General features: G+C 62.5%; 16 protein-coding genes. All 16 read right to left on the reverse strand.

Annotated elements, in window-relative coordinates:
- Nucleotides 1-607: 607 nt before the first annotated feature.
- Nucleotides 608-1,120, reverse strand: coding sequence for a phage baseplate assembly protein V (locus WG78_RS15330; RefSeq protein WP_053938726.1), 513 nt, complete (start codon nucleotides 1,118-1,120; stop codon nucleotides 608-610).
- On the reverse strand, nucleotides 1,117-2,241 hold the full coding sequence (locus WG78_RS15335; protein WP_053938727.1) for a hypothetical protein: 1,125 nt from the start codon (nucleotides 2,239-2,241) through the stop codon (nucleotides 1,117-1,119). The genes WG78_RS15330 and WG78_RS15335 overlap by 4 nt, the downstream gene beginning before the upstream one ends.
- Nucleotides 2,241-2,573, reverse strand: coding sequence for a hypothetical protein (locus WG78_RS15340; RefSeq protein ID WP_053938728.1), 333 nt, complete (start codon nucleotides 2,571-2,573; stop codon nucleotides 2,241-2,243). The genes WG78_RS15335 and WG78_RS15340 overlap by 1 nt, the downstream gene beginning before the upstream one ends.
- Nucleotides 2,574-2,587: 14 nt before the next feature.
- Nucleotides 2,588-3,241, reverse strand: coding sequence for a hypothetical protein (locus WG78_RS15345; RefSeq protein ID WP_053938729.1), 654 nt, complete (start codon nucleotides 3,239-3,241; stop codon nucleotides 2,588-2,590).
- The gene (locus WG78_RS15350; protein WP_053938730.1) at nucleotides 3,238-6,624 is read right to left on the reverse strand and encodes an eCIS core domain-containing protein; all 3,387 of its coding nucleotides are present in this window, start codon (nucleotides 6,622-6,624) and stop codon (nucleotides 3,238-3,240) included. Before WG78_RS15350 ends, WG78_RS15345 begins: the two co-directional genes overlap by 4 nt.
- Nucleotides 6,617-6,910 carry a hypothetical protein gene (locus WG78_RS15355; RefSeq protein WP_053938731.1) on the reverse strand — a complete coding sequence of 98 codons (294 nt, stop codon included), beginning with the start codon at nucleotides 6,908-6,910 and terminating at the stop codon, nucleotides 6,617-6,619. Before WG78_RS15355 ends, WG78_RS15350 begins: the two co-directional genes overlap by 8 nt.
- Nucleotides 6,907-8,802, reverse strand: coding sequence for an ATP-binding protein (locus WG78_RS15360; RefSeq protein WP_053938732.1), 1,896 nt, complete (start codon nucleotides 8,800-8,802; stop codon nucleotides 6,907-6,909). Before WG78_RS15360 ends, WG78_RS15355 begins: the two co-directional genes overlap by 4 nt.
- Nucleotides 8,799-10,127, reverse strand: coding sequence for a Pvc16 family protein (locus WG78_RS15365; RefSeq protein ID WP_053938733.1), 1,329 nt, complete (start codon nucleotides 10,125-10,127; stop codon nucleotides 8,799-8,801). The genes WG78_RS15360 and WG78_RS15365 overlap by 4 nt, the downstream gene beginning before the upstream one ends.
- Nucleotides 10,124-10,903: a hypothetical protein gene (locus tag WG78_RS15370; protein WP_053938734.1), complete on the reverse strand. Its 780-nt coding sequence runs from the start codon at nucleotides 10,901-10,903 to the stop codon at nucleotides 10,124-10,126. Before WG78_RS15370 ends, WG78_RS15365 begins: the two co-directional genes overlap by 4 nt.
- On the reverse strand, nucleotides 10,900-11,601 hold the full coding sequence (locus tag WG78_RS15375; RefSeq protein ID WP_236692057.1) for a T4 family baseplate hub assembly chaperone: 702 nt from the start codon (nucleotides 11,599-11,601) through the stop codon (nucleotides 10,900-10,902). Before WG78_RS15375 ends, WG78_RS15370 begins: the two co-directional genes overlap by 4 nt.
- 31 nt (nucleotides 11,602-11,632) lie before the next feature.
- On the reverse strand, nucleotides 11,633-12,157 hold the full coding sequence (locus tag WG78_RS15380) for a phage tail protein (protein WP_053938736.1): 525 nt from the start codon (nucleotides 12,155-12,157) through the stop codon (nucleotides 11,633-11,635).
- A 12-nt stretch (nucleotides 12,158-12,169) separates the two neighbouring features.
- Nucleotides 12,170-14,047, reverse strand: coding sequence for a phage tail sheath subtilisin-like domain-containing protein (locus tag WG78_RS15385; protein WP_053938737.1), 1,878 nt, complete (start codon nucleotides 14,045-14,047; stop codon nucleotides 12,170-12,172).
- 536 nt (nucleotides 14,048-14,583) lie between these two features.
- Nucleotides 14,584-15,633: a class II fructose-bisphosphate aldolase gene (gene fba / locus WG78_RS15390; RefSeq protein ID WP_053938738.1), complete on the reverse strand. Its 1,050-nt coding sequence runs from the start codon at nucleotides 15,631-15,633 to the stop codon at nucleotides 14,584-14,586.
- 35 nt (nucleotides 15,634-15,668) lie between these two features.
- A complete protein-coding gene (locus WG78_RS15395) occupies nucleotides 15,669-16,658 on the reverse strand; it encodes a class 1 fructose-bisphosphatase (protein ID WP_053938739.1) in 990 nt (329 codons plus the stop codon).
- Nucleotides 16,659-16,674: 16 nt separating this feature from the next.
- Entirely contained in the window at nucleotides 16,675-17,508 is an 834-nt protein-coding gene (gene tpiA / locus WG78_RS15400; RefSeq protein ID WP_201782457.1) for a triose-phosphate isomerase, read from the reverse strand.
- Nucleotides 17,509-17,867: 359 nt separating this feature from the next.
- Nucleotides 17,868-19,373: a glycerol kinase GlpK gene (gene glpK, locus WG78_RS15405; protein ID WP_053938740.1), complete on the reverse strand. Its 1,506-nt coding sequence runs from the start codon at nucleotides 19,371-19,373 to the stop codon at nucleotides 17,868-17,870.
- Between the last annotated feature and the right edge of the window lie 125 nt (nucleotides 19,374-19,498).

Here is a 19,498-nt window from a genome sequence, read left to right on the forward strand (position 1 = left end):
GCCCTGCGGGTAACGCACCCTACGTTTCCTTGCATGCCTCGGCGGGAAGGCACGCATGTGGGTAATTCGGCCCGATTGTTCTTGCATGCCTCCGCGAGGAGGTAAATATGCGGGCGGTTGGCCCAGTTGTTCTTGCTTGCCACTTTGGGTGGTGGGTCCAGACCCACCCTATGCACAAAGCGTTAAGCGTGTGCACTAGTCGTTCATTGTCACGGCCCAGTCACCACGCCCACCCGATGTTGCCAAAGGCAACGAGGCAGCAACCCTGGCAAACCAGCGGCATCTCCTGAGCGCGCGAAGGTAGGAGACCCTTAGGGGCTCCGACTAAGCGTCGCGTCCGCGGAGCGGCAGCTGAGCCATCGAAGTAACAGACGGTCCGTTTCGGCTTTTGACCTACCGGGCCCCCTGGCGAGCGAAGGATTCGCGAGTGGGGTCGCCTTTCTTTTGCTTACTTTTCTTTGGCGAAGCAAAGAAAAGTGAGGCGCAACGGGGCGCCCCCCGGTTTCAAAACATGCGCCGCAGGCTCAAGCGGTAAAAGGTTTGTTCGGCACCAGCCGAACATCAAAAACGCGCCGCAGGCTAAACAGCCCCAACCACCCCGCCCCCCTTACACCACCGTCAACGCCCCCTGATTGATACTCACCATCGGCCCCGTCAACATAATCGTCGCCCCCTGCCCATTACTGATCGTGATGCCAATCTCGGTAATCGAAATCAGCGCCCCCGTCGTGCTCTTCAACAAAATCCCCCCGGTTGGCCCCGGCAAATCCGACAACATCACGGTGTTCTGGCTGCCCGTCTGCAGCACGATGCTCGGCGATACCGGCAGCCCCGCCAGCGCCAAGGCGGGCACCTCGGCCGCGCTGCCCCAGAAGCCGCCCACCCAGATCGGGTAATCATGGTCGCCCTGCTCAAACTCCACCCACACGCCCGACCCCACTTGCGGCACCGTGTAGATGCCGCTCTGGATACCGGCAAACGGCACACACGGCATGGCCCAGCTCGAAATGCCCACGCCCAGCACATCGGGCACCTGCACCTGAATCCGCCCCGTCTGCATCGGGTCGATATTGTTCAGCACCACGCCGCGATACTTGCCGTAATACTTGCCCTCGCTCATACAGGAACCCTCGGTAGCGTCGAAATCAGCCCGTTGCGCGTCAGCGTAAATTTCTGTTTGAACTCGCCTTGCTTGATGGTGCTGCTGACGTTCTTCACGTAATACATGCCATCAAACGCCGGCCCCGCGCCGCGCACGCCCACCAGTTCGCGCGCCTTCAGCACATTGCCGTAACGCAGCACATCCAACGCGCCCGAGGCGGTCACCACATCGGCGCCAGTCGCGGCCGCGGCCAGGCCTTTCGACAGCGCCTGCATCGGCGACAATTTGGCAGTTTCGTTCAGCAAGGTAATCGACTTGGGCACGGGCGCCAGCAGGCCCAGCGGCGGGTTGATCAGGCTGATATCGGGGATCGGCAAGGGGATGGGAAATTTGGTGATCTGGTTCTGGATAAACACAATCGGCAGCGTCGATTTGGTGTTGTCGATGGCAAACGAAATATTCTCGACATTGCTGGCCGCATCCATGCCCAGGTTAAGCGCCGGTTGCGGCAAGCCCAGTTTGATTTCCGGCCCCCAGTACGCGATGTTCATGCCCGGCGCCGGGCCGCAGTCCACGTAGAACACATAGCCCGCGTCCTTGGCGAGGCGCTGGATATAGGCCAGGTCGGTGCCTTCATGCACCGGAATCTTGTCCACCGGAATCGGCACGTCGCTAAAGATTTGCGGGATCACCAACGGCACCATGCCCAGCATTGCGTACTTGGCCACGATCAGCGCCACGCGCGCTTCCACCGGCAACGCCGGATAGGGCAAGCCGCTGAACACCTGCTGGTCCATTGCCACCGATAAATCTTCGCCGGTGATGGTCAGCGTGCTCTGGCCGGGCTCGTTGCTGCCAGTCACTTCCTGCTTGGTGATCATGCCGTCCATGATCACGGTGGGCATGCTGTTCAACGTAATCAAGATCATCACGCGCAACCACGGCACGCGCCCGCCGCTCAGAATCAACAGCGTGTGCAGCGGCGAATTGTTTTCCAGCGCAAAGCTCAGCTGAAACCCGCTGCGCGCGCCCGCCGCCGAAGTGACGGTGACGTTGAGCAACATATCCATCATCACCTTGGGCACCGGGATGGGGATGGCTGGCCCGACCAGCAAAGTCAAGTGGATGCCTTTCAGCATTACATTCCCCCCAGATTGGGATAGCCCGGTATGCCTTGCGGCAAGGTCAGACGGATGCGGCGGCCGATTTCTTCCAGCTCGCCCGCTTGCAGGCAGCCATTGGCATCCAGCATGCGCCAGAACTGTAACGGGTCTCCCAGCACCGCAGCCGCCATGCGGTCGATGCGATCGCCCTGCACCACGCGGTACATCTGCAGCGTGACGTACTGGTCCGGATCAGGCACAAAGCGGCGTTTCAGATACACCAGATTGTGGCCGTCGGCCTGCGGAATCTGGCTGGTTTCGCTATTGGCGTAGCGGCTGTTGGCGGGAAAGCGGTCGGTGGTGGCCATGGCGGGGTTATCCCTTAAAACAGACTGCTAAGACCGAGGCTGGACAAGCTGGCGCTCGATGCCTTGCGCGCCAGTTGTTCGCGGCTTTGCTGGTACACCATAAACAGGTGGCCGCCTTTGTCGCCAAAGCCCAGGTCGTTGATGTTGAGCACACGCATGCCCAGATTGACGCGCGCGCGGATGGGGTTGAGGTTGACGTCAAACGCCTCTTCGATGATCGAGAAATCCGTAATGCGCACCGGCACCACGCGCGATTTGCTCCACACAAACAAGGGCAGCGGCGCTTGCACCGGCACAATCTCCAGCGTGCCGGCGTTGGCCATCTGGTTGTTGCGGATCAGCGCGCCGCTGTCGGGATAAACAATGGTTTCCAGCGCCGCCAGTTGCGGGTGGATGCCCACTTCCAGCACGGTGCGATGCTGGTCGGGAAACTCCAGCTGGTCGGTGGCGTCGATCTCGGCATCCAGCTTGATGGTCTCAATCGGCGGGCCTTTCAGCCGCAGCGGTTCGGCCAGCGTGGCGGTGCCGCCCACCGATTGCGGCACCAGCGTGCGCGTCAGCAAATCGGGGTTGTATTGCAGCGCAATCACGCGTTGCACCGCGCCGCTTTCCGGGTCGATCAAGATCAGGCCGCCCTTCAGGACTTTGGGGCTGATGCTGGTGGTCATTTCTCGACCTCTTTCGGTGTGGTCTTGCCCAATAGGCGGCCGATCAGGTCGGTGGTGTCGATATTGAGTTCGGCTGGCTCGCGTTTGATGTCGGACAGTTTGGGCATGCGGAAACCATCCACGCTGTCGTAATGCAGCGGCATGCGCACGCCCAGACTCAAGCCGGTATCGAGCTTGCCACCCAGCAGTTCCCAGTCTTTTTCGGTACGCACCTTGAAGATGCTGACGCCCGCTTCGGCATATAGATGGGCATGCAACGACGCCGCCAGAATCAACCCGCCGCCGATATAACCACTCGCGTCCACGCTAAAGCGATCCTTGGTGTAGGCGATCTCGCTGGCCAGCTCGGCCTTGCCTTCCAGCCCGGCGCTGGCGTGCACCGAGATGCCGCCGCCCACTTCGCCGATCAGCACGTCCAGTACCGCATCCGCGCCCAGCACGCCGGTAATGCCACCGCCAGCCGGAATCACCGCTTTGGCGCGCATGCTGAAGCTGAAATCGGGGTTGTCTTCAAACGGATCAAACTTCACCGACGCCTTGATGCCGGTGAGCACCCCAGGCCCGACGTAGTAGTAATAACCAATGCTGCCGTACAGCTTGAACTTGAGCCCGATCGGCCCGATCGACGCGCCCGGCACCGGAAAACTGCCCGAGGCGGCAAAGATTTCGTGCGGTTCTTCTTTCTCGGGAAAGCGCTTGAACAGCGTGATATCCGGAAACGTCAGATCGCCTTCAAAGGTGATTTTCTGGTTCTGATCCATGGTCACGCTGGCGTCGGCCACCATGCCTTGCTTGCCGTCCTTGGCTTCCTGGATCACATATTTAAGCGTGCCCTTACCGCTGACTTTGCCATTGGGGTTGAGGTCGATCTTGAGCTTGCCGGTGGCGCGGCCTTTGCTGATATCGATCTCGCCTGTGCCCCAGAAACTTTCCTCGGTACCCTTCTTTTTGTACCAGGCATCGACCGTGCCATGGAAACCTTTGAACTTGACGCCGGTTTTGCCATGCACCAGAAACGCCTCGCCGTCGTAGCTGAGCATGGCGTCGACCGGGTCGAGGAATTTGTTTTTGGTATCAAAGCGGCCCTGGCCTTTAAACAACCATTTTTCGTTGGTGTAACTGACGGTCAGGGTGGCCGGATTGTCGCCCGGTAGCTTGAGTTGCACTTCGCCGGTGGCGCCGATCTTGCCCTTGGCCAATGCGACATTGATCATGCCGCTCTGCACCCACGGAATCTTGCCGGCCATTTGCGCGGTTTCAATCTTGACGCCGCCGCTCCATTCGCCGCCCTGGTAAGTGACTTCGCCCTTGGTGCTGTCCAGGCCCGGCACATACACAAACAGATCGCCACGCAGCACCAGGCCATTAGCGTCGGCGGTGGCTTTCAGCTTCAGGTCCGCCACGGTTTTGGCGCCGCCAAACGCAAACGCCAGATTACCCTCGGGGCGGAATTCGGGCGCCAGCAAGACCGACAACGACGCTTCGGTCACTTTTACACCGGGGAACGGCGGCTTCAGCTTGGCCGGGTCCAGCGCGCTGGTCACTTTAAAACCGGCGCTGTCGATGGCTACTTTCAGCTCGGGCAACAAGGGCAGACTGGGCTTGAGCGTGCCCTCTGCCTTGATGCCGTCACCATCGATACTCAGGCTGGTTAACTTGCCGGGGCTCATGCCGACATATTCATAAGTAAACGGCTGGCCTAACAGGTTTTTGGGCAGCAATAGATCGCGCTGCGGCCCCAACTTCATGCTGAAGTCACCGCCCGGTTTGCCCTTTTTCATGCGGAATTTTTCGGCGTCGATGCTGGCGTGAATGCGGTCGCCGCCCTTGCCTTTCAGATCGCGCTCGATCGACACCAGCGTCAGGCCCTTCAGCACATTGGCGGCCCCAGCGTTGACGCCGGTAAACGGCACGATTTTGTCCGCGGTGCCCGGCAGCTTCAGCTTGACCACATTGCCCAGCACCAGCATGTCGAAATCGATGGTGGGCGCGCCGCTTTCCTTGGTGATGCTGGGGTCGGCAAAACGTTTGCCCAGGTCGTAACACAGGCCCTTGGTGGGCGCGCCCTGCATATCCACGCTCTGAAAATGCAGCGTCACCAGTTTGGGCTTGTTCTTTTTGCCCAGCGTGGCAGTCGCGTCGGCCAGCGCCATATTGGCCAGCGTGGAAATCTGCTGCCAGATCAGGCTGCCGCTGGATCCGTTATCGATGGCATCCAGCAATTGCAGGTTCTGCGCGCTGTTGTCGCCGTTCACCTGCAGTTCCTGAATATGGTCGACCTGGCAGGTGGGGCCGGTGGGGATTTCCGGGAAATTCTTTTTGCCGCCCACTTCATTCCAGCGCTTGTCGGCGTCTTTGCCCGTCTTGTAGTTGAACTTGCCCAGCCAGTTTTTCTGCAAGGTGGCGGTGGGGTCGCGCGCAATCTTGAACTTGTCGGCGGGCCGGGGCTTGGCGCCATCCCATTCAAACGTGGTCTTCAGCGGCCGATATGGCGTTTTGTAAAACGCCAGCGCATCGGGGCCTTTTTGCGGCGGCAACACCAGTTTGGCAACGGTGTATTCGGCCTCTTTTTTGTCCACTTTGCCTTCAATCGGCACCGGTTCGTCGCTGCTGTGTAACTCGAAACTGCGATTGCGCGATTCGGTGTTGTAGGCGACGGTAAAACCCGGCCCCTTGTCTGGATTTTTCTCGTCGGGCACTGGCGTGGCGCCCGCCTCGGTTGCGGCCGGGGCCGGTGGTTTGGTTTTGGCGTCGGCCTTGCGCGACAAGCGCAGTCCGCCCTGGCTCAGCAAACCACGCGGCAGGCTGATGCCGCGCATCACATGGTCGGCGGCGTGGTCAGCCTCGTGCTCCATGCGCTGATAATCCGGGCCTTGATCGGCCAGATTGCTGATCCCCGCGCGCTGCAAGCCTTGCTGTTGCAGCGTGTGCGCCAGTTCATGCGCCAGCAGATGGCGGCCGCTGTCGCTGTGCGGCTGGTATTGGCCATCGCCAAACACCACGTTGTTGCCGACGGTATACGCGTGCGCCGACACATCGCGCGCTGATTGCGCCGCGGCGCTGTCGTTATGGATGCGCACGCTGCCAAAATCGCTGTCGAAGCGGCTTTCCATAAAGCTGCGGGTATCGGCATCCAGCGGCCGACCGGGGCGGCTGAGCGTGTCGGTAACTGAATGCGGCACGCCCGCGTTCAGGCTGGCGGCCGGGCCGTGGCTATGCCGTTGCAATGCGCCGCCTTGTTCACGCGCGGCGGCGCAGCTGTCGCACTCGCCGCCCCCGCCGGCATTGCCGCCGCAGGCGCATTTACGTTGCAGTAACAGGCTGCGCGCGGCGGCGTGCGTGGCGGGTGCGTCGGCGACCTGGCTGGGGGCGCGATCAACCATGCTCGGCCTCCACATCGGGCGGCGTTAGCAACTGCGTGGCAATCAGGCGCGCCAGCCGCGTGCCGGTGCGCTCGGGCCGTTCGGCGGCGGTGCGATGCAGGCGCGGCAATTGCAGCCGTTCGCGCTGAAAGCCCTGCGCAGGCAACGGTTGCGCCGCCAGCAAGCGGCTTAGTTCGTGTTCAAACGCACGGGCCAGGCGTTGGCCGTCGCGTACGCTCATGCCGGGCACGGCCAGACTGCCAATGCGCAGATTAAATTGCGGTGGCGCTGCGGTGCGCGGCTTCATGCCCAGTCCCCCACATCGGCCACAGGCAGCGGTTTTTCCAGCTTGGCAAATTCGGCCTCGGCCGCCACGCGCAGATGGCGCATGCCGATGGCGGTGTGTTCGTCCGCCGCCAGAAACGCCGCATTCAACGCCAGATTGCGGATATGCCCGCCCGAGAGCGACAAGCGCGCCAGCTTGCTGACGTCGATCTGCTGCAGCGGCGCATGTAGCGGAAACACGCGCGACCAGATGGCGCTGCGCGCTTCGGTATCGGGAAACGGAAACTGCACAATAAAACGCAGCCGTCGCTGAAACGCCGTGTCAATCGATTGCTTGAGATTGGTGGTTAATATCGCCAGGCCGCGATAGGTTTCGATGCGCTGCAGCAGATAGCTGACTTCCAGATTGGCGTAGCGATCATGGCTATCGCGCACTTCGCTGCGTTTGCCAAACAGCGCATCGGCCTCGTCAAACAACAGGATGGCGCCACTGCGTTCGGCCACCGCAAACACCCGCGCCAGGTTTTTTTCGGTTTCGCCGATGTATTTGCTGACCAGGCCCGCCAGGTCGATGCGATACAGATCCAGTTGCAAGGTATTGGCCAGCACTTCGGCCGCCAGCGTTTTGCCGGTGCCGCTGGTGCCGGCAAACAGCGCGCTGATGCTCAGCCCACGCCCGCCGCGCTGCGCAAAGCCCCATTCGCGATACACCGTGGTGCGTTGCCGCACTTGCGCCGCCAGCGTACGCAAGGTGACCAGCGTGGCATGCGGCAGGATCAGATCGTCCCAGGTGGCGCTGGATTGCACGCGCTCGGCCAGCTGGTCCAGATCGTGCCGTGCCTCGCTGCGGCAGGCTTGCCACAGCGCATCGGGGTCGCGCGCGGAGGTGCCTTGCCATTCGCGCGCGATGCGGCCGATGGCGCTGGCAGGCAACTGGAATTGTTCGGCGATATGGCCGAGACGACCGTTGAGATGGCCCATGGCTTCCGCGCCCAGTTCGGCTTGCCAATGCAGATGCCGGCTGCCCGCATCCGCACCGTGCCATTCAATCGGGATTTGCGTGCGGCGTAGCGTCAGCGTGCCCTCGCCCGTCACCACCACCAGGCCTTGCAGCTCGTCCAGCCAGTGGCTTAAACGCGTGGCCTGACCGGGTTCGGGATGATCGAGTTCCACCCACAACACGGCGTTGCGCAGCAGCGCTTCGCGTTCCCACAAGCGCGCCAGGGCGTCGAGTTCGGCATGGTTATTGGGCAGCAGATCGGGCTGCAGCCGGTACAGGCGCAGATCAAGCTGGCCCGCCAGTTGCAGCACCAGCGCCTCGCCATCGGCGTCTTCAAAGCGGGCTACCGGCGCGCTGCCCAGGCTGGCGGCGGTTTGCCAGCGCGCGCCCAGCGTATCGAGCGCGGCATCGGCCACCTGCGCGTTCGGCACGCTCTGCGGCGTAATCCACGGTTCCAGCCGCGGCTCCGGATAACTGACGCCCGCCACCCAATGCAGCACGGCTTCGTCCAGCACCAGCCGCGCTTGCAGGGCACTACCGCTGCCCGCCGGTTGCAGCAATTGCCAGCGGCGCAAACGTGCCACCGGCGTAATCGCAGCCCAATCGGGCTCGGGCAAGGTGGCCAAAGCCAGCGCAAAGGTCGGCCACGGTTTTTGCGCGTCGCCATGCAATTGCGTGAGTACCTGCTGCAGCGTGGTGTCGAGTTCGGCCCCGGCCGCCAGCAGCAAAATTTCCTGTTCAAAACGGCTCAGCCCCAGCCGTTGCGCCACGCGTTCGAGCGCGGGCGGCGTGCGTTGCCAGGTTTTGGGCAAGGGCGTTACGCCATCGCGCCGCGCGTGCAGATAGCGCGACAAGTCGCCCAAAGCGGCATCCAGCGCTTGCTGGTTGGCGGCAAAATCGCGGCGTGCGCTCATGGCGTGACCACCGGTCCGGCAAACTGGCCATCCGGCCCCAACGTCAGCGGGCTGGTGCCCGCATCCACCTGCAAGCGCGCCAGATAACTGCCCTGCACCACCTGCTGAAATTCAATGTTGACGCTGGCGGCGCTATCCGCAGGCGCGACAATGCCATTGCCCGCGCTGGCGTTAAAGCTGTAGGCCTTGGGCGCGTGCCCGGCGGGTGGGTTGATCTGGTTCAGCAACAAGCGCACGCGCTGCCGGTTGCCGATGCGCGGCACCGCGCTGGCGGTAATGACGCCACTGCGATACGTCACGCCCTCCACCACATTGCTGGTGACGCCCGCTTGCACCACAAAGCTGGCGGCCGGATTGAGCACAAACGCCGCCAGATTGGATTCCTGCCCGCCCTGCACCTGCGGCGGCGTGCCCATCAACATGGGGTGCACAATCTGCAGTGTGCACACGCCGGCGCGCAAGGTACTGGGGATGCCCGGCGTGGGCGCAGGCAAGGACAAGCCAAAGCTGAGATGGTCGCGGTCAGCTTGCGTGACAGCGCTGGCGTAGTCGTCGCCATTGACCAGTACGCTGAGCGTGGTGGCATCCAGTTGCGTGCCGCTGACGTTAAGCACGCTATCGGGCAGGATCGGCTCGCTGAGACTGTCCCCCGCCATCACCTGATCGATGCGCGGCGCATTCAGTGGCACCACATACAGATTGCGCGTGCGTACCGGCAACGGCGTGCGGCTGCTGCGCGGCGTTTGCGTTAACAACACGCTGACCACATAAGCGGCACTGGGTCGCGCGGGCGTTTGCAGCGCGGCCCAGATACGCGATAGCTCGTCGTCAGTGAGGTTGAGCGCCACAATGCGCAACTGCTCGATCTGGTCGGCCAGCCCGGCCAGTTGGAAAGTGTTGGGGATATTGGCCTTGCTGGCATCGGGTTTCAGCGCCGCGCGGATCGCATCGCGGCCCAGACCCGGCGTGTCGTGCAGCGTTTGCATGGCCACGCCCAGCATCGCTTCGGCATGGAAATCGGCTACGCCATACGCGCCCAGCAAAAAATGCAGATCCAGTGCCAACGCCGGATTGCTGATGCGGTCGCCGCGGGCGTCGCGGCTGGGCAAATCCTGGTTAAACCAGCCCGGATTGCGCATCTGGTTGTACAAAAACAGATTGAGCTGATCGACCTCGCTATCGGCCGCGATGCGCTCGGGCGCAATGCAGGTGACGTTGATGGTGTGCACGCCCAGCAGATCATCAAGTTTGATCGCGCCAAAGCCGTTCTGGATGATTTGCTGCAATACGGCCGCAGTGGCCGCCATGCCCAGCGCGGTGCTCATGCGCGTCTCCCGCTGCGGGTTTGCAGATAGTCATCCAGCGATTGGGCTGCTGGTTTGCCCGGCGCAGCTTGCGTTGCAGCGGCAACGGGCGCGGGCGCGCGGTCGGGCAGGATTTCGATGCGACCGATGCTGATTTCTACGGTGGGCCCTGCCGGTGCTGCGGCTATGGGCGCGGCCGCTTGCAACGGCGACGCGTGGTGCGCGGGCAGGCGCGGTTCCACCAGCGTCAGGCGCTCGGTGTGGTGTTCGATGCGCGGGGCGATTGGTTCTGCGGCGGCGTTAATGGCCGCCGCTTGCATTTGCGTTGGGGTGTTCAGAATCGGCTGCAGCAACGTGGTTTGCCTGCTGTGCTGCTGTTCGATGCGCTCGATGATGCGTTCGGTGACCGGTTGCGCCGCCGTGTGCAAGGCGCTTTGCGGCGCGGCTGGCGTCTGGATGGACTGCGCCGCCGTGGCGGTGGCAAATGCGGTGGCCTCGCGCAGTGGCATTTGCGCGGCGGTGGTCTGCAAGGGCGCGACATGCTCGAAACGGGATTGTGGCGTGTGCGCGGCGGCGGGTGGTTCCGCGGTCGCGACCTCGGCCATTACGTGGGTCGCCTGCGGCAGCGGCCGCGCGGGCGTTTCGACGACCAGCGGCGCTGGCGCAGCGGCCTCGGCGTTCTGAATCTCGAATCCACCCGGCGCAGCCGCGTCGCTCTCAAAGCGCGACAGCACGCGTGGCCGGATCGCGGCCGGTTGCAGCGCGCGGCGCGCCAGCAGCGCCAGGTACGCGGTCACGACAGCACCCGCGCCAGATAGCGTGCACGCCGGTTGGGGCTCAGCGCCAGAATCTGCGTTTCGCTCCAGCCATAGGCTTGCGCCAGCACGTGCACCTGGTCGAGCAGACGCTCGCTCCATTGCCCTAACGCGTCGTCCAGATACACGCCGATATCGAACAGCTCATCCCACTGTTCAGCGCAATTGGGGCATTGCAGATCCAGCAATGTGGCGGCTTGCGGGTCGGCTTGGGCCATCGCGGCGGCGATCTCTTCGCGTGCCAGGTCCGGCAGGGTGATCGCGGCGGGCGCGCAGCGTTGCAACAAGCGCGATTGCGCGGCCTGCGTGTCGGTTTCGTGCTGGAGCGCGGCCAGATCGCGGCTATCGGGCAAGCGATAACTGATGCGCTCGCCCTGCCATTGCACGCTGAGTTCACGCGGTGCCTCGCTGGGGGCGTCGATCTGCAAGGCGTGGCAATCCAGCGTGATTTCCAGGCGTTCGTTGCAAGCCGGGCACGCCACCGTGGCGGGCAGCGCAGGCCCGAACAGCGCGGCATGCAATTGCAGCAGCTGGCGGTCGCGCCAACCCAGCGGCAGTTGCTCGGCTGCGGCCTGGCCACCGGGCATCAGCGGCGCCAGCAACGCGCACGGGCGCAATGGCAACGGTAGGGTCTGGCTGCGTTCCCACGTGTCCAGCCAGTCAAGCGCGGTCAGCGTCACGATGTGGAGTCCTGGTCAGGTGCGGTGAGCGTCAGGCGGGCTCGGTAAAGCTGGGCTCGGTGGGCTCGGCGACTTCGTAATCGCGCTCCCAGCCTTCGTTTTCCAGCTTGATGCGCGCAATGGCCACGGCGTTGGCGTTGGCGTCCAGATCGGGCAGCGACTGGAATTCACTAACCCAGCAGCGGAACACCTTGTACGCCAGCACCAGTTGCCCGGCCTCGTTGTACAACTCGATGATCAGATCCTTGCGAAAATCCTTGAGCGACACTTCCGCGCCCAGGCCATTGCCGTAGTTCCACACCTTGTTGGCCCAGCGCTCGAAGTCGGCATCGTGAGTCACGCCGCGTTCCAGCGTTATGGCGTCGTATTCGGTGCGGCCGGGCGATTTGCGGCTGCTGCTGGGGTCGCCACCCTCGCGGTGTTTAACCACTTCGGTGGTACGTTTGAGCGCCGATACCTTGCTGACGCCGGCCACATAATGGCCATCCCATTTGATGCGGAATTTGAAGTTTTTGTACGGATCAAAACGCTGCGCATTGACGGTGAACTGAGCCATGGTTACGTCCCCTTAAACCTGCAACTGGCCGGCCAGTTGCTGAATGCTGATCACCACAAATTCGGCGGGCTTGAGCGGCGCAAACGCCACCAGAATATTCACCACGCCACGGTTGATATCGTTTTGCGTGGTGGTGGTGCTGTCGCACTTGACCAGATAGGCGTCGCGCGGGGTTTTGCCCTGAAACGCGCCCTGGCGAAACAGCGTGTTCATGAATGCGCCCAGGTTAAGCCGGATCTGCGCCCACAGCGGTTCATCGTTGGGCTCGAACACCACCCACTGCGTGCCGCGATACAGGCTTTCTTCCAGAAACAAAGCCAGCCGCCGCACCGGCACATATTTGTAATCGTCGGTCATCTGGTCGGCGCCACGCAGCGTGCGCGCGCCCCACGACACCGCGCCAAAGACCGGAAACGTGCGTAGCGCATTGCAGCCCAGCGGGTTCAGCGTGCCCTGCTCCCGATCAGTGAGCGCGTAGCTGAGCGCTTGCACACCGACCAGGCTGGCCTCGGTGCCTGCGGGCGCTTTCCACACGCCGCGGTCGGCGTCGGTGCGCGCAAATAATCCGGCCACCGTGCCGCACGGCGCACTGAGACGCAGCTTGCCGTTCTTGAGCGGATCAGCGATGTAAATCCACGGGTAATACACGGCGGCGAAGCTGGATTTGGGCAGCGCGGTGCCGGTCATGGTGGCGACCATATCGGCTGGTTTGATCGAGGTGGGCGGCGCGTCGATGATCAGAAAGGCGCGGCGCTCTTGCACGTAGGCCACCGCATCGTTAAGCACGCCGCTGTCGGTAATGCCCGGCAGGCACAGCAGGTTGAACAGATCGACGCTTTCCAGCGCGTAAATGCCGGTGCGCACGGCGCGATCACCGATAAACGCGCCATACATGTCGGCGGCGGCATACGGTACTTCGCCGCCCCCGGTCAGGAATTTGGCGGTTGCGGTGGGGCGGATGCCGGCGGCGGCATCGACATCCGCACCGCCGTTTTCGCTACCCAGTTTGAGCACGCCCGCAGCGTTATTGGCCAGGCCTGGTAGCACGCGCACGCTGGAAAACTCGCCCGCCACGCCAGATTTAAACGTCAGCACGCCGCCGGTGGCGCTGGCTTCAAACAAGGCGTATTCGTTGCGCCCTGCCGCGCCCGCCTTGACGTGTGCGGTGATGGCGGTGGCCAGCGCGGCCAGGCTGGCGCCGTCAGCGGGCAAGGTCAGATCGACCGTGACCGGCGCTTTGCCGTTGACGCTCACCTGGAATTCCTTGTGCGTGGCATTCAGGCCGACTGGGGGATCCGCCAGCGTGCCGCTGCGCGTGGTGGCGGCGGGCAAGGCAGTAAGTGTGGCGGCGGGCACGGTGCGCGATAGCTGCACAATCTGCGACACGCCATTGACCAGATCCAGCGCATAACGCGCATCGGCGGAATTGAGCGACAGATTGTTGAAGGTCTCAACCGCGTTATCGGCGGTGCGCACCACGCTAAGGTTAAAGGTGCTGGACGGCAAGGCGGTGCCGTAATCCACCGTCGCCACCACGCTATTGCCCGCGCTGCCCGCGTCCACGGCGTTGACTTGCAGCACGTCGATGGTGCCGTTGCTGAGTGGCGCGCTGGCGGTGGTGGCGCTTTTTACAACGCGAATGGCAAAAGCTTCCGTGCCGCCGTTCTGAAAAAACTGGCGCACGGCGTAGCTCATTTCGGAATCGGCATCCAGCCCGCCAAACGTGCGTTCGTAATCGGCAAAGCTGAACAGATCAACCGCCTTGTTAACCGGCCCCATGGGCGCGGCCCCGGCGAAAGCGGCGATGGACGTGGCGACACCAGTGATGGTGGCGACGCCACTGCCCAGTTCCTGGATGTACACGCCAGGATAATTGAGCGTTGCAGGCATACCAGCTCCTTCATCGTGCGGATGAACAAGAGGGCCTGCTGCACGCATATCGGAGGGGCGGGAGTCACTTGCCAGGGCAAGCGCTACGTGTCACGTCCAGGCTACTGACATGGTTATAGTTACAAATTTACAAAATCAAGGATGAATTCTGGCTCGGGCTGACGGTGGGTTGAGCGCAATAGAATTTGCTGATGGAGTTGCAGCGCGATCATACAACCTGGTATGTAGCGCAATGCGGCATAGGGTGGGTCTAGACCCACCATTCAAAGTGGCATAACCGCGCAGCGACGCCCGAATATGCGGCTTTGGGTGATGGGTGGAGACCCACCATTCAAAGTGGCATAACCGGGCAGCGACGCCCGAATATGCGGCTTTGGGGGATGGGTGGAGACCCACCACCCCAAGTGGTATGCCACGGTCTCAGCATGGGGCAACGACTTGGAGTGGTTGGGCAGATCCGCCCCCCAATGTGGCATGCCATGATCACAGCATGGGGCCATGGCTTTGCGTGGTGGGTCTAGACCCACCCTATGCGTTTACAGCTCGCCTTTGGCGTAGCGCGTGGCCATTTTTTCCAGCGAGATCGGTTTGATCTGGCCAGCGTGGCCAGCCGCGCCGAACGCTTCGTAGCGTTCGATGCAGATATCGCGCATCGCCGTAATCGTTTGCTTGAGGTACTTGCGCGGATCAAATTCGGACGGGTTCTGCGCGAAGGCGCGGCGGATGGCGCCGGTGGCGGCCATGCGCAAGTCGGTATCGATATTGACCTTGCGCACGCCGTGTTTGATGCCCTGCACGATTTCTTCAACCGGCACGCCCCACGTCGGCGCGATATCGCCACCGTATTCGTTGATGATCTTGATCCATTCCTGCGGCACCGACGACGAGCCGTGCATCACCAGGTGGGTATTGGGCAGCCGCGCGTGGATCAGTTTGACGCGGTCAATCGACAGCGTCTCACCGGTCGGCGGCGACGAGAACTTGTATGCGCCGTGGCTGGTGCCTATGGCAATCGCCAGCGCATCTACGTGCGTGGCCTCGACAAACCGGGCGGCTTCTTCGGGGTCGGTCAGCAATTGCGAATGGTCCAGTTTACCTTCCGCGCCCGCGCCGTCTTCTTCGCCCGCCATGCCGGTGACCAGGCTGCCCAACACGCCCAGTTCGCCTTCGACCGAAACGCCACAAGCATGCGCAAATTCCGCCACCGCACGCGTCACCTTGACGTTGTAATCAAAGTCGGTGGCGGTTTTGCCGTCTTCGTGCAGCGAGCCATCCATCATCACCGAAGAAAAACCCAGCTGGATGGAGCGCAAACACACGGCCGGGCTGGCGCCGTGATCCTGGTGCATTACCACCGGCAGATGCGGAAATTCTTCCACCGCCGCCAGCATCAGATGACGCAAGAACGGCGCGCCGGCATAAGCGCGCGCGCCAGCCGAAGCCTGCACGATCACCGGGCTGTTGGTGTGGTCGGCCGCCTCCATAATGGCGCGCATCTGCTCCATATTGTTGACGTTGAATGCAGGTAAACCGTATTGATGCTCGGCCGCGTGGTCGAGCAGTTGACGCATGGAAACCAGTGCCATAGTGCAAATCCCCGATTCGATGTTTGGGTAGACGATTACGTGCGGTGGTAGCTAACGATGCGTTCGATTTCATGGCGCGAGCCGAGCATCACGGCAACGCGCTGGTGGATATGGTCGGGCTGTAATTCAAGAATGCGTTGGGTGCCGGTGGTGCTGGCGCCGCCCGCTTGTTCGACGATGAACGACATCGGATTGGCTTCGTACAACAGGCGCAATTTGCCCGGTTTGGCCGGATCGCGGTTGTCGCGCGGGTACATGAACACGCCGCCCCGCATCAGGATGCGATGCACCTCGGCCACCATCGAGGCCACCCAGCGCATATTGAAATTGTTACCGCGCGGGCCCTCTTTGCCAGCCAGACATTCGTCGATATAGCGCTGCACCGGGGTTTCCCAATGCCGCATATTGGAGGCGTTGATGGCGAACTCGCGCGTTTCCGGTTCGATGCTCATGGCGGGGTGCGTCAACATGAATTCGCCGGTGGCGGCATCCAGCGTAAAGCCGTTCACGCCTTGGCCAGTGGTCAGCACCAGCATGGTGGACGGGCCATACAGCGCATAGCCTGCGGCCACTTGTTGCGTGCCAGGCTGCAAAAAATCTTCGGCGCGGGCGGCGCGATGTTGATCAGGCGCCAGCAGCACGCTGAAAATGCTGCCCACCGAGATATTGACGTCCACGTTGGAAGAGCCATCCAGCGGATCAAACGCCAATAGATAGCGGCCGCGTTGCAACTCGGGCGGCAGGCTGTACATCGCTTCAAGTTCTTCCGACACCATCGCTGCGGCATGGCCGCCCCATTGGGTCCAGCCGATCATCAAATCGTTGGAGATGATGTCGAGTTTCTTTTGATGTTCGCCCTGCACGTTATCGGTATTGCTAACGCCACTGGCCCCGGTAAAAGCAGCGCGGTTGATGGCGTTGCCGATGCTTTTGCAGGCGCTGGCAAACTGGTTGAGCAACAGGCCCAGATCGGCGCGATCGGTAGCGCCCAATTGCTGCTGGATAAATTCGGCAAAACTAGTCATGCAGGTCCTCTCGGTTTCAGATGCTGTGTAACGCTGAATGCACCGGTTCGGCATTGCGGGGAATAACGGCATCGGCTTCGATGGCGGCGGCGTAAATCTGCAGCAGCGATTCGGTTTGCAGCGATGCACTGCCCACCAGCGCGCCATCGATATCGGGCATGGCAAACAGCGAAGCGGCGTTGTCGGGTTTGACGCTACCGCCGTACAACAGCGGCATGGAGCGTGCAATGGCGGGGTCTTGCTGCGCTATCAGATTGCGGATAAAAGCGAGCACGTCTTGCGCCATTTGCGGCGTGGCGGCCTCGCCGCTGCCGATGGCCCACAGCGGCTCGTAGGCAATCCAGGCGCCGCGCCAGGCGCCGCAATCCAGCAGGCTGGCCAGTTGCCGGCGCAGCACTTCTTGCGTCTGGCCCGCGTCGCGCGCGATGCGGCTTTCGCCGATGCAGACAATCGGGGTGATGCTGGCACGCAAGCAAGCACGCGCTTTGGCGGCAATCAGGCGGTCATCTTCGTAATGAAACTGGCGGCGCTCGGAATGGCCCACCAGCGCGTGGCAGCAACCCAGATCCGCCAGCATGCTGGCCGACCATTCGCCGGTGCGCTCGCCATCGCTGACTTCGGCGACATCCTGGCCGCACAGATGCAGCTGACTGCCCTGGGCAAAGCGGCCGACTTCGCCCAGATACGGCGCGGGCGGCGCCAGCATCAGCGGCACGCCGGCCAGTGCGTGTTCGGCCAGTACGGGCACGTCTTGCCGCACCATGGCCAGATTGCCGTGCATTTTCCAGTTGGCCACCACCAGCTTGCGGCGCGGGATGGACAAGGGTTCAAACGGGGGCGCGATCATCATTGGCTATCCTTCGCGTGGTTGGGTATCCAGCTTGTGGCCCGGACCTTGGCAACGCGTTATCCGGGGAGGCGCAGCGGGGTAATGCTGCAATCGCCCCTTTATAAATCAGCTTACGAAATCGGAAATACCGTGGAAATCAGCATTAGGGATATCCCAGCACAATCCCTTTTAAACACGGTGGAGTATCAACGTTCGTCCGCGCGTTTGGTGCACCGCAATAAGCAAGCAAGCGATGTACCAGCGCGCGCAAAGCCGCGTCAGGCCTGTATCTACGCTGCAATGCATCGCCGCGGCGGCACTCTAACCGGGCGGCGCGCGCACCACATCGGCCGTAAGACTGAGGCCGCCCGCGCGGGCCGTCAGCCCATATCCGCCCAGACCACGGCGGCTTTAACGGCGCGTTGCCACGCTGCCACTCGTCGATTAACGTCCTCGGCCGAGGCTTGCGGGCTAAAGCGCTGCTGTAGCTGCCATTGGTCCTGCAACGCCGGTAGATCGTTCCAGTAGCCGACTGCCAGACCGGCCAGATAGGCAGCGCCCAAGGCGGTGGTTTCGGTGACTTGGGGGCGGATAACGTCCAGTTGCAGTAGATCGGCCTGACATTGCAGCAATAAGTCGCTGGCGGTGGCGCCACCGTCCACGCGTAATTCGCTCACCGTCATGCCGCTGTCAGCGCGCATGGCATCCAGCACATCCAGCGTTTGCAGCGCGATGCTTTCCAGCGCGGCGCGGGCGATATGCGCGCTGGTGGTGCCCAGCGTGGCGCCAAACAAAGAGCCACGCGCGTTGGCATTCCAGTGTGGTGCGCCCAGACCGGCAAACGCGGGCACCAGCACCACGCCGCCGGTATCCGGCACGCTGCGCGCCAATGCGTCGATCTCGCTGGCGTGGCGAATCAAGCCCAGGCCATCGCGCAGCCATTTGATGACCGCGCCCGTGGTAAAGATGCTGCCCTCCAGCGCGTAGGTAGTCTGCCCATTGATTTGCCACGCCACGGTGCTGAGCAGATTGTGTTGCGACGACATCGGCTTGGGGCCGGTGTTCATCATCAAAAAACAGCCGGTGCCATAAGTGTTCTTGACCATGCCAGGCTGCGTGCATTGCTGGCCAAACAAGGCCGCATGCTGATCGCCCGCGATGCCGGCCAGCGCAATCACGCCGCCGGGTACCACGTTGCGCGTGTAGCCGACAATCTCGCTGGAACCGCGCACTTCGGGCAGCACGCTGCGCGGGATATCAAACAGCCGCAGCAGATCGTCGTCCCAAGCCAGCGTATGAATGTTGAACAGCATGGTGCGCGCGGCGTTGGAAACGTCAGTCAGATGTTGCTGGCCCTGGGTGAGGTTCCAGATCAGCCAGCTATCGACGGTGCCAAAGGCCAGCTCGCCCTTGTTGGCGCGACGGCGCGCGTCGGGCACCTTATCGAGCAGCCATTTGAGTTTGGAGGCGGAAAAATACGCGTCAATGGGCAGGCCGGTTTTGCTTTTGACGAGATCGGCGTGGCCATCGTGTTTGAGTTGGTCGCACCAGGCGGCGGTGCGGCGGTCTTGCCAGACGATGGCGTTGTAAACCGGCTGGCCGGTGGCGCGATCCCACAGCAAAGTGGTTTCGCGCTGGTTGGTGATGCCGATGGCGGCGATGTCGGTGGCCTGCAGCCCGGCCATGGCCACCGCCTGCGCGGCAACGGCGACCTGACTGCCCCAGATTTCTTGCGGGTCATGCTCCACCCAGCCCGGTTGCGGGTAAATCTGGCGGAACTCGCGCTGGGCGCGCTGGACGATGGCGCCTTCGTGATTGAAGACGATGGCGCGGGAGCTGGTGGTGCCCTGGTCGAAGGCGAGGAGGTATTTGTGGGTGGTTGGCATGGGGGTGTTTTGTTGGGGTGGGTGGTTGCCTGCGGTGCTTGTTGTGTCTGCTTTGGCGGGTCTTGAATCTTTAACTGCTTTTGTTTAGCCTGCGGCGCATGTTTGGATACCCGGGGGTGCCCGGG

Origin of the sequence: Amantichitinum ursilacus (assembly GCF_001294205.1) — a bacterium.
In the GTDB taxonomy this organism is placed as follows: domain Bacteria; phylum Pseudomonadota; class Gammaproteobacteria; order Burkholderiales; family Chitinibacteraceae; genus Amantichitinum; species Amantichitinum ursilacus.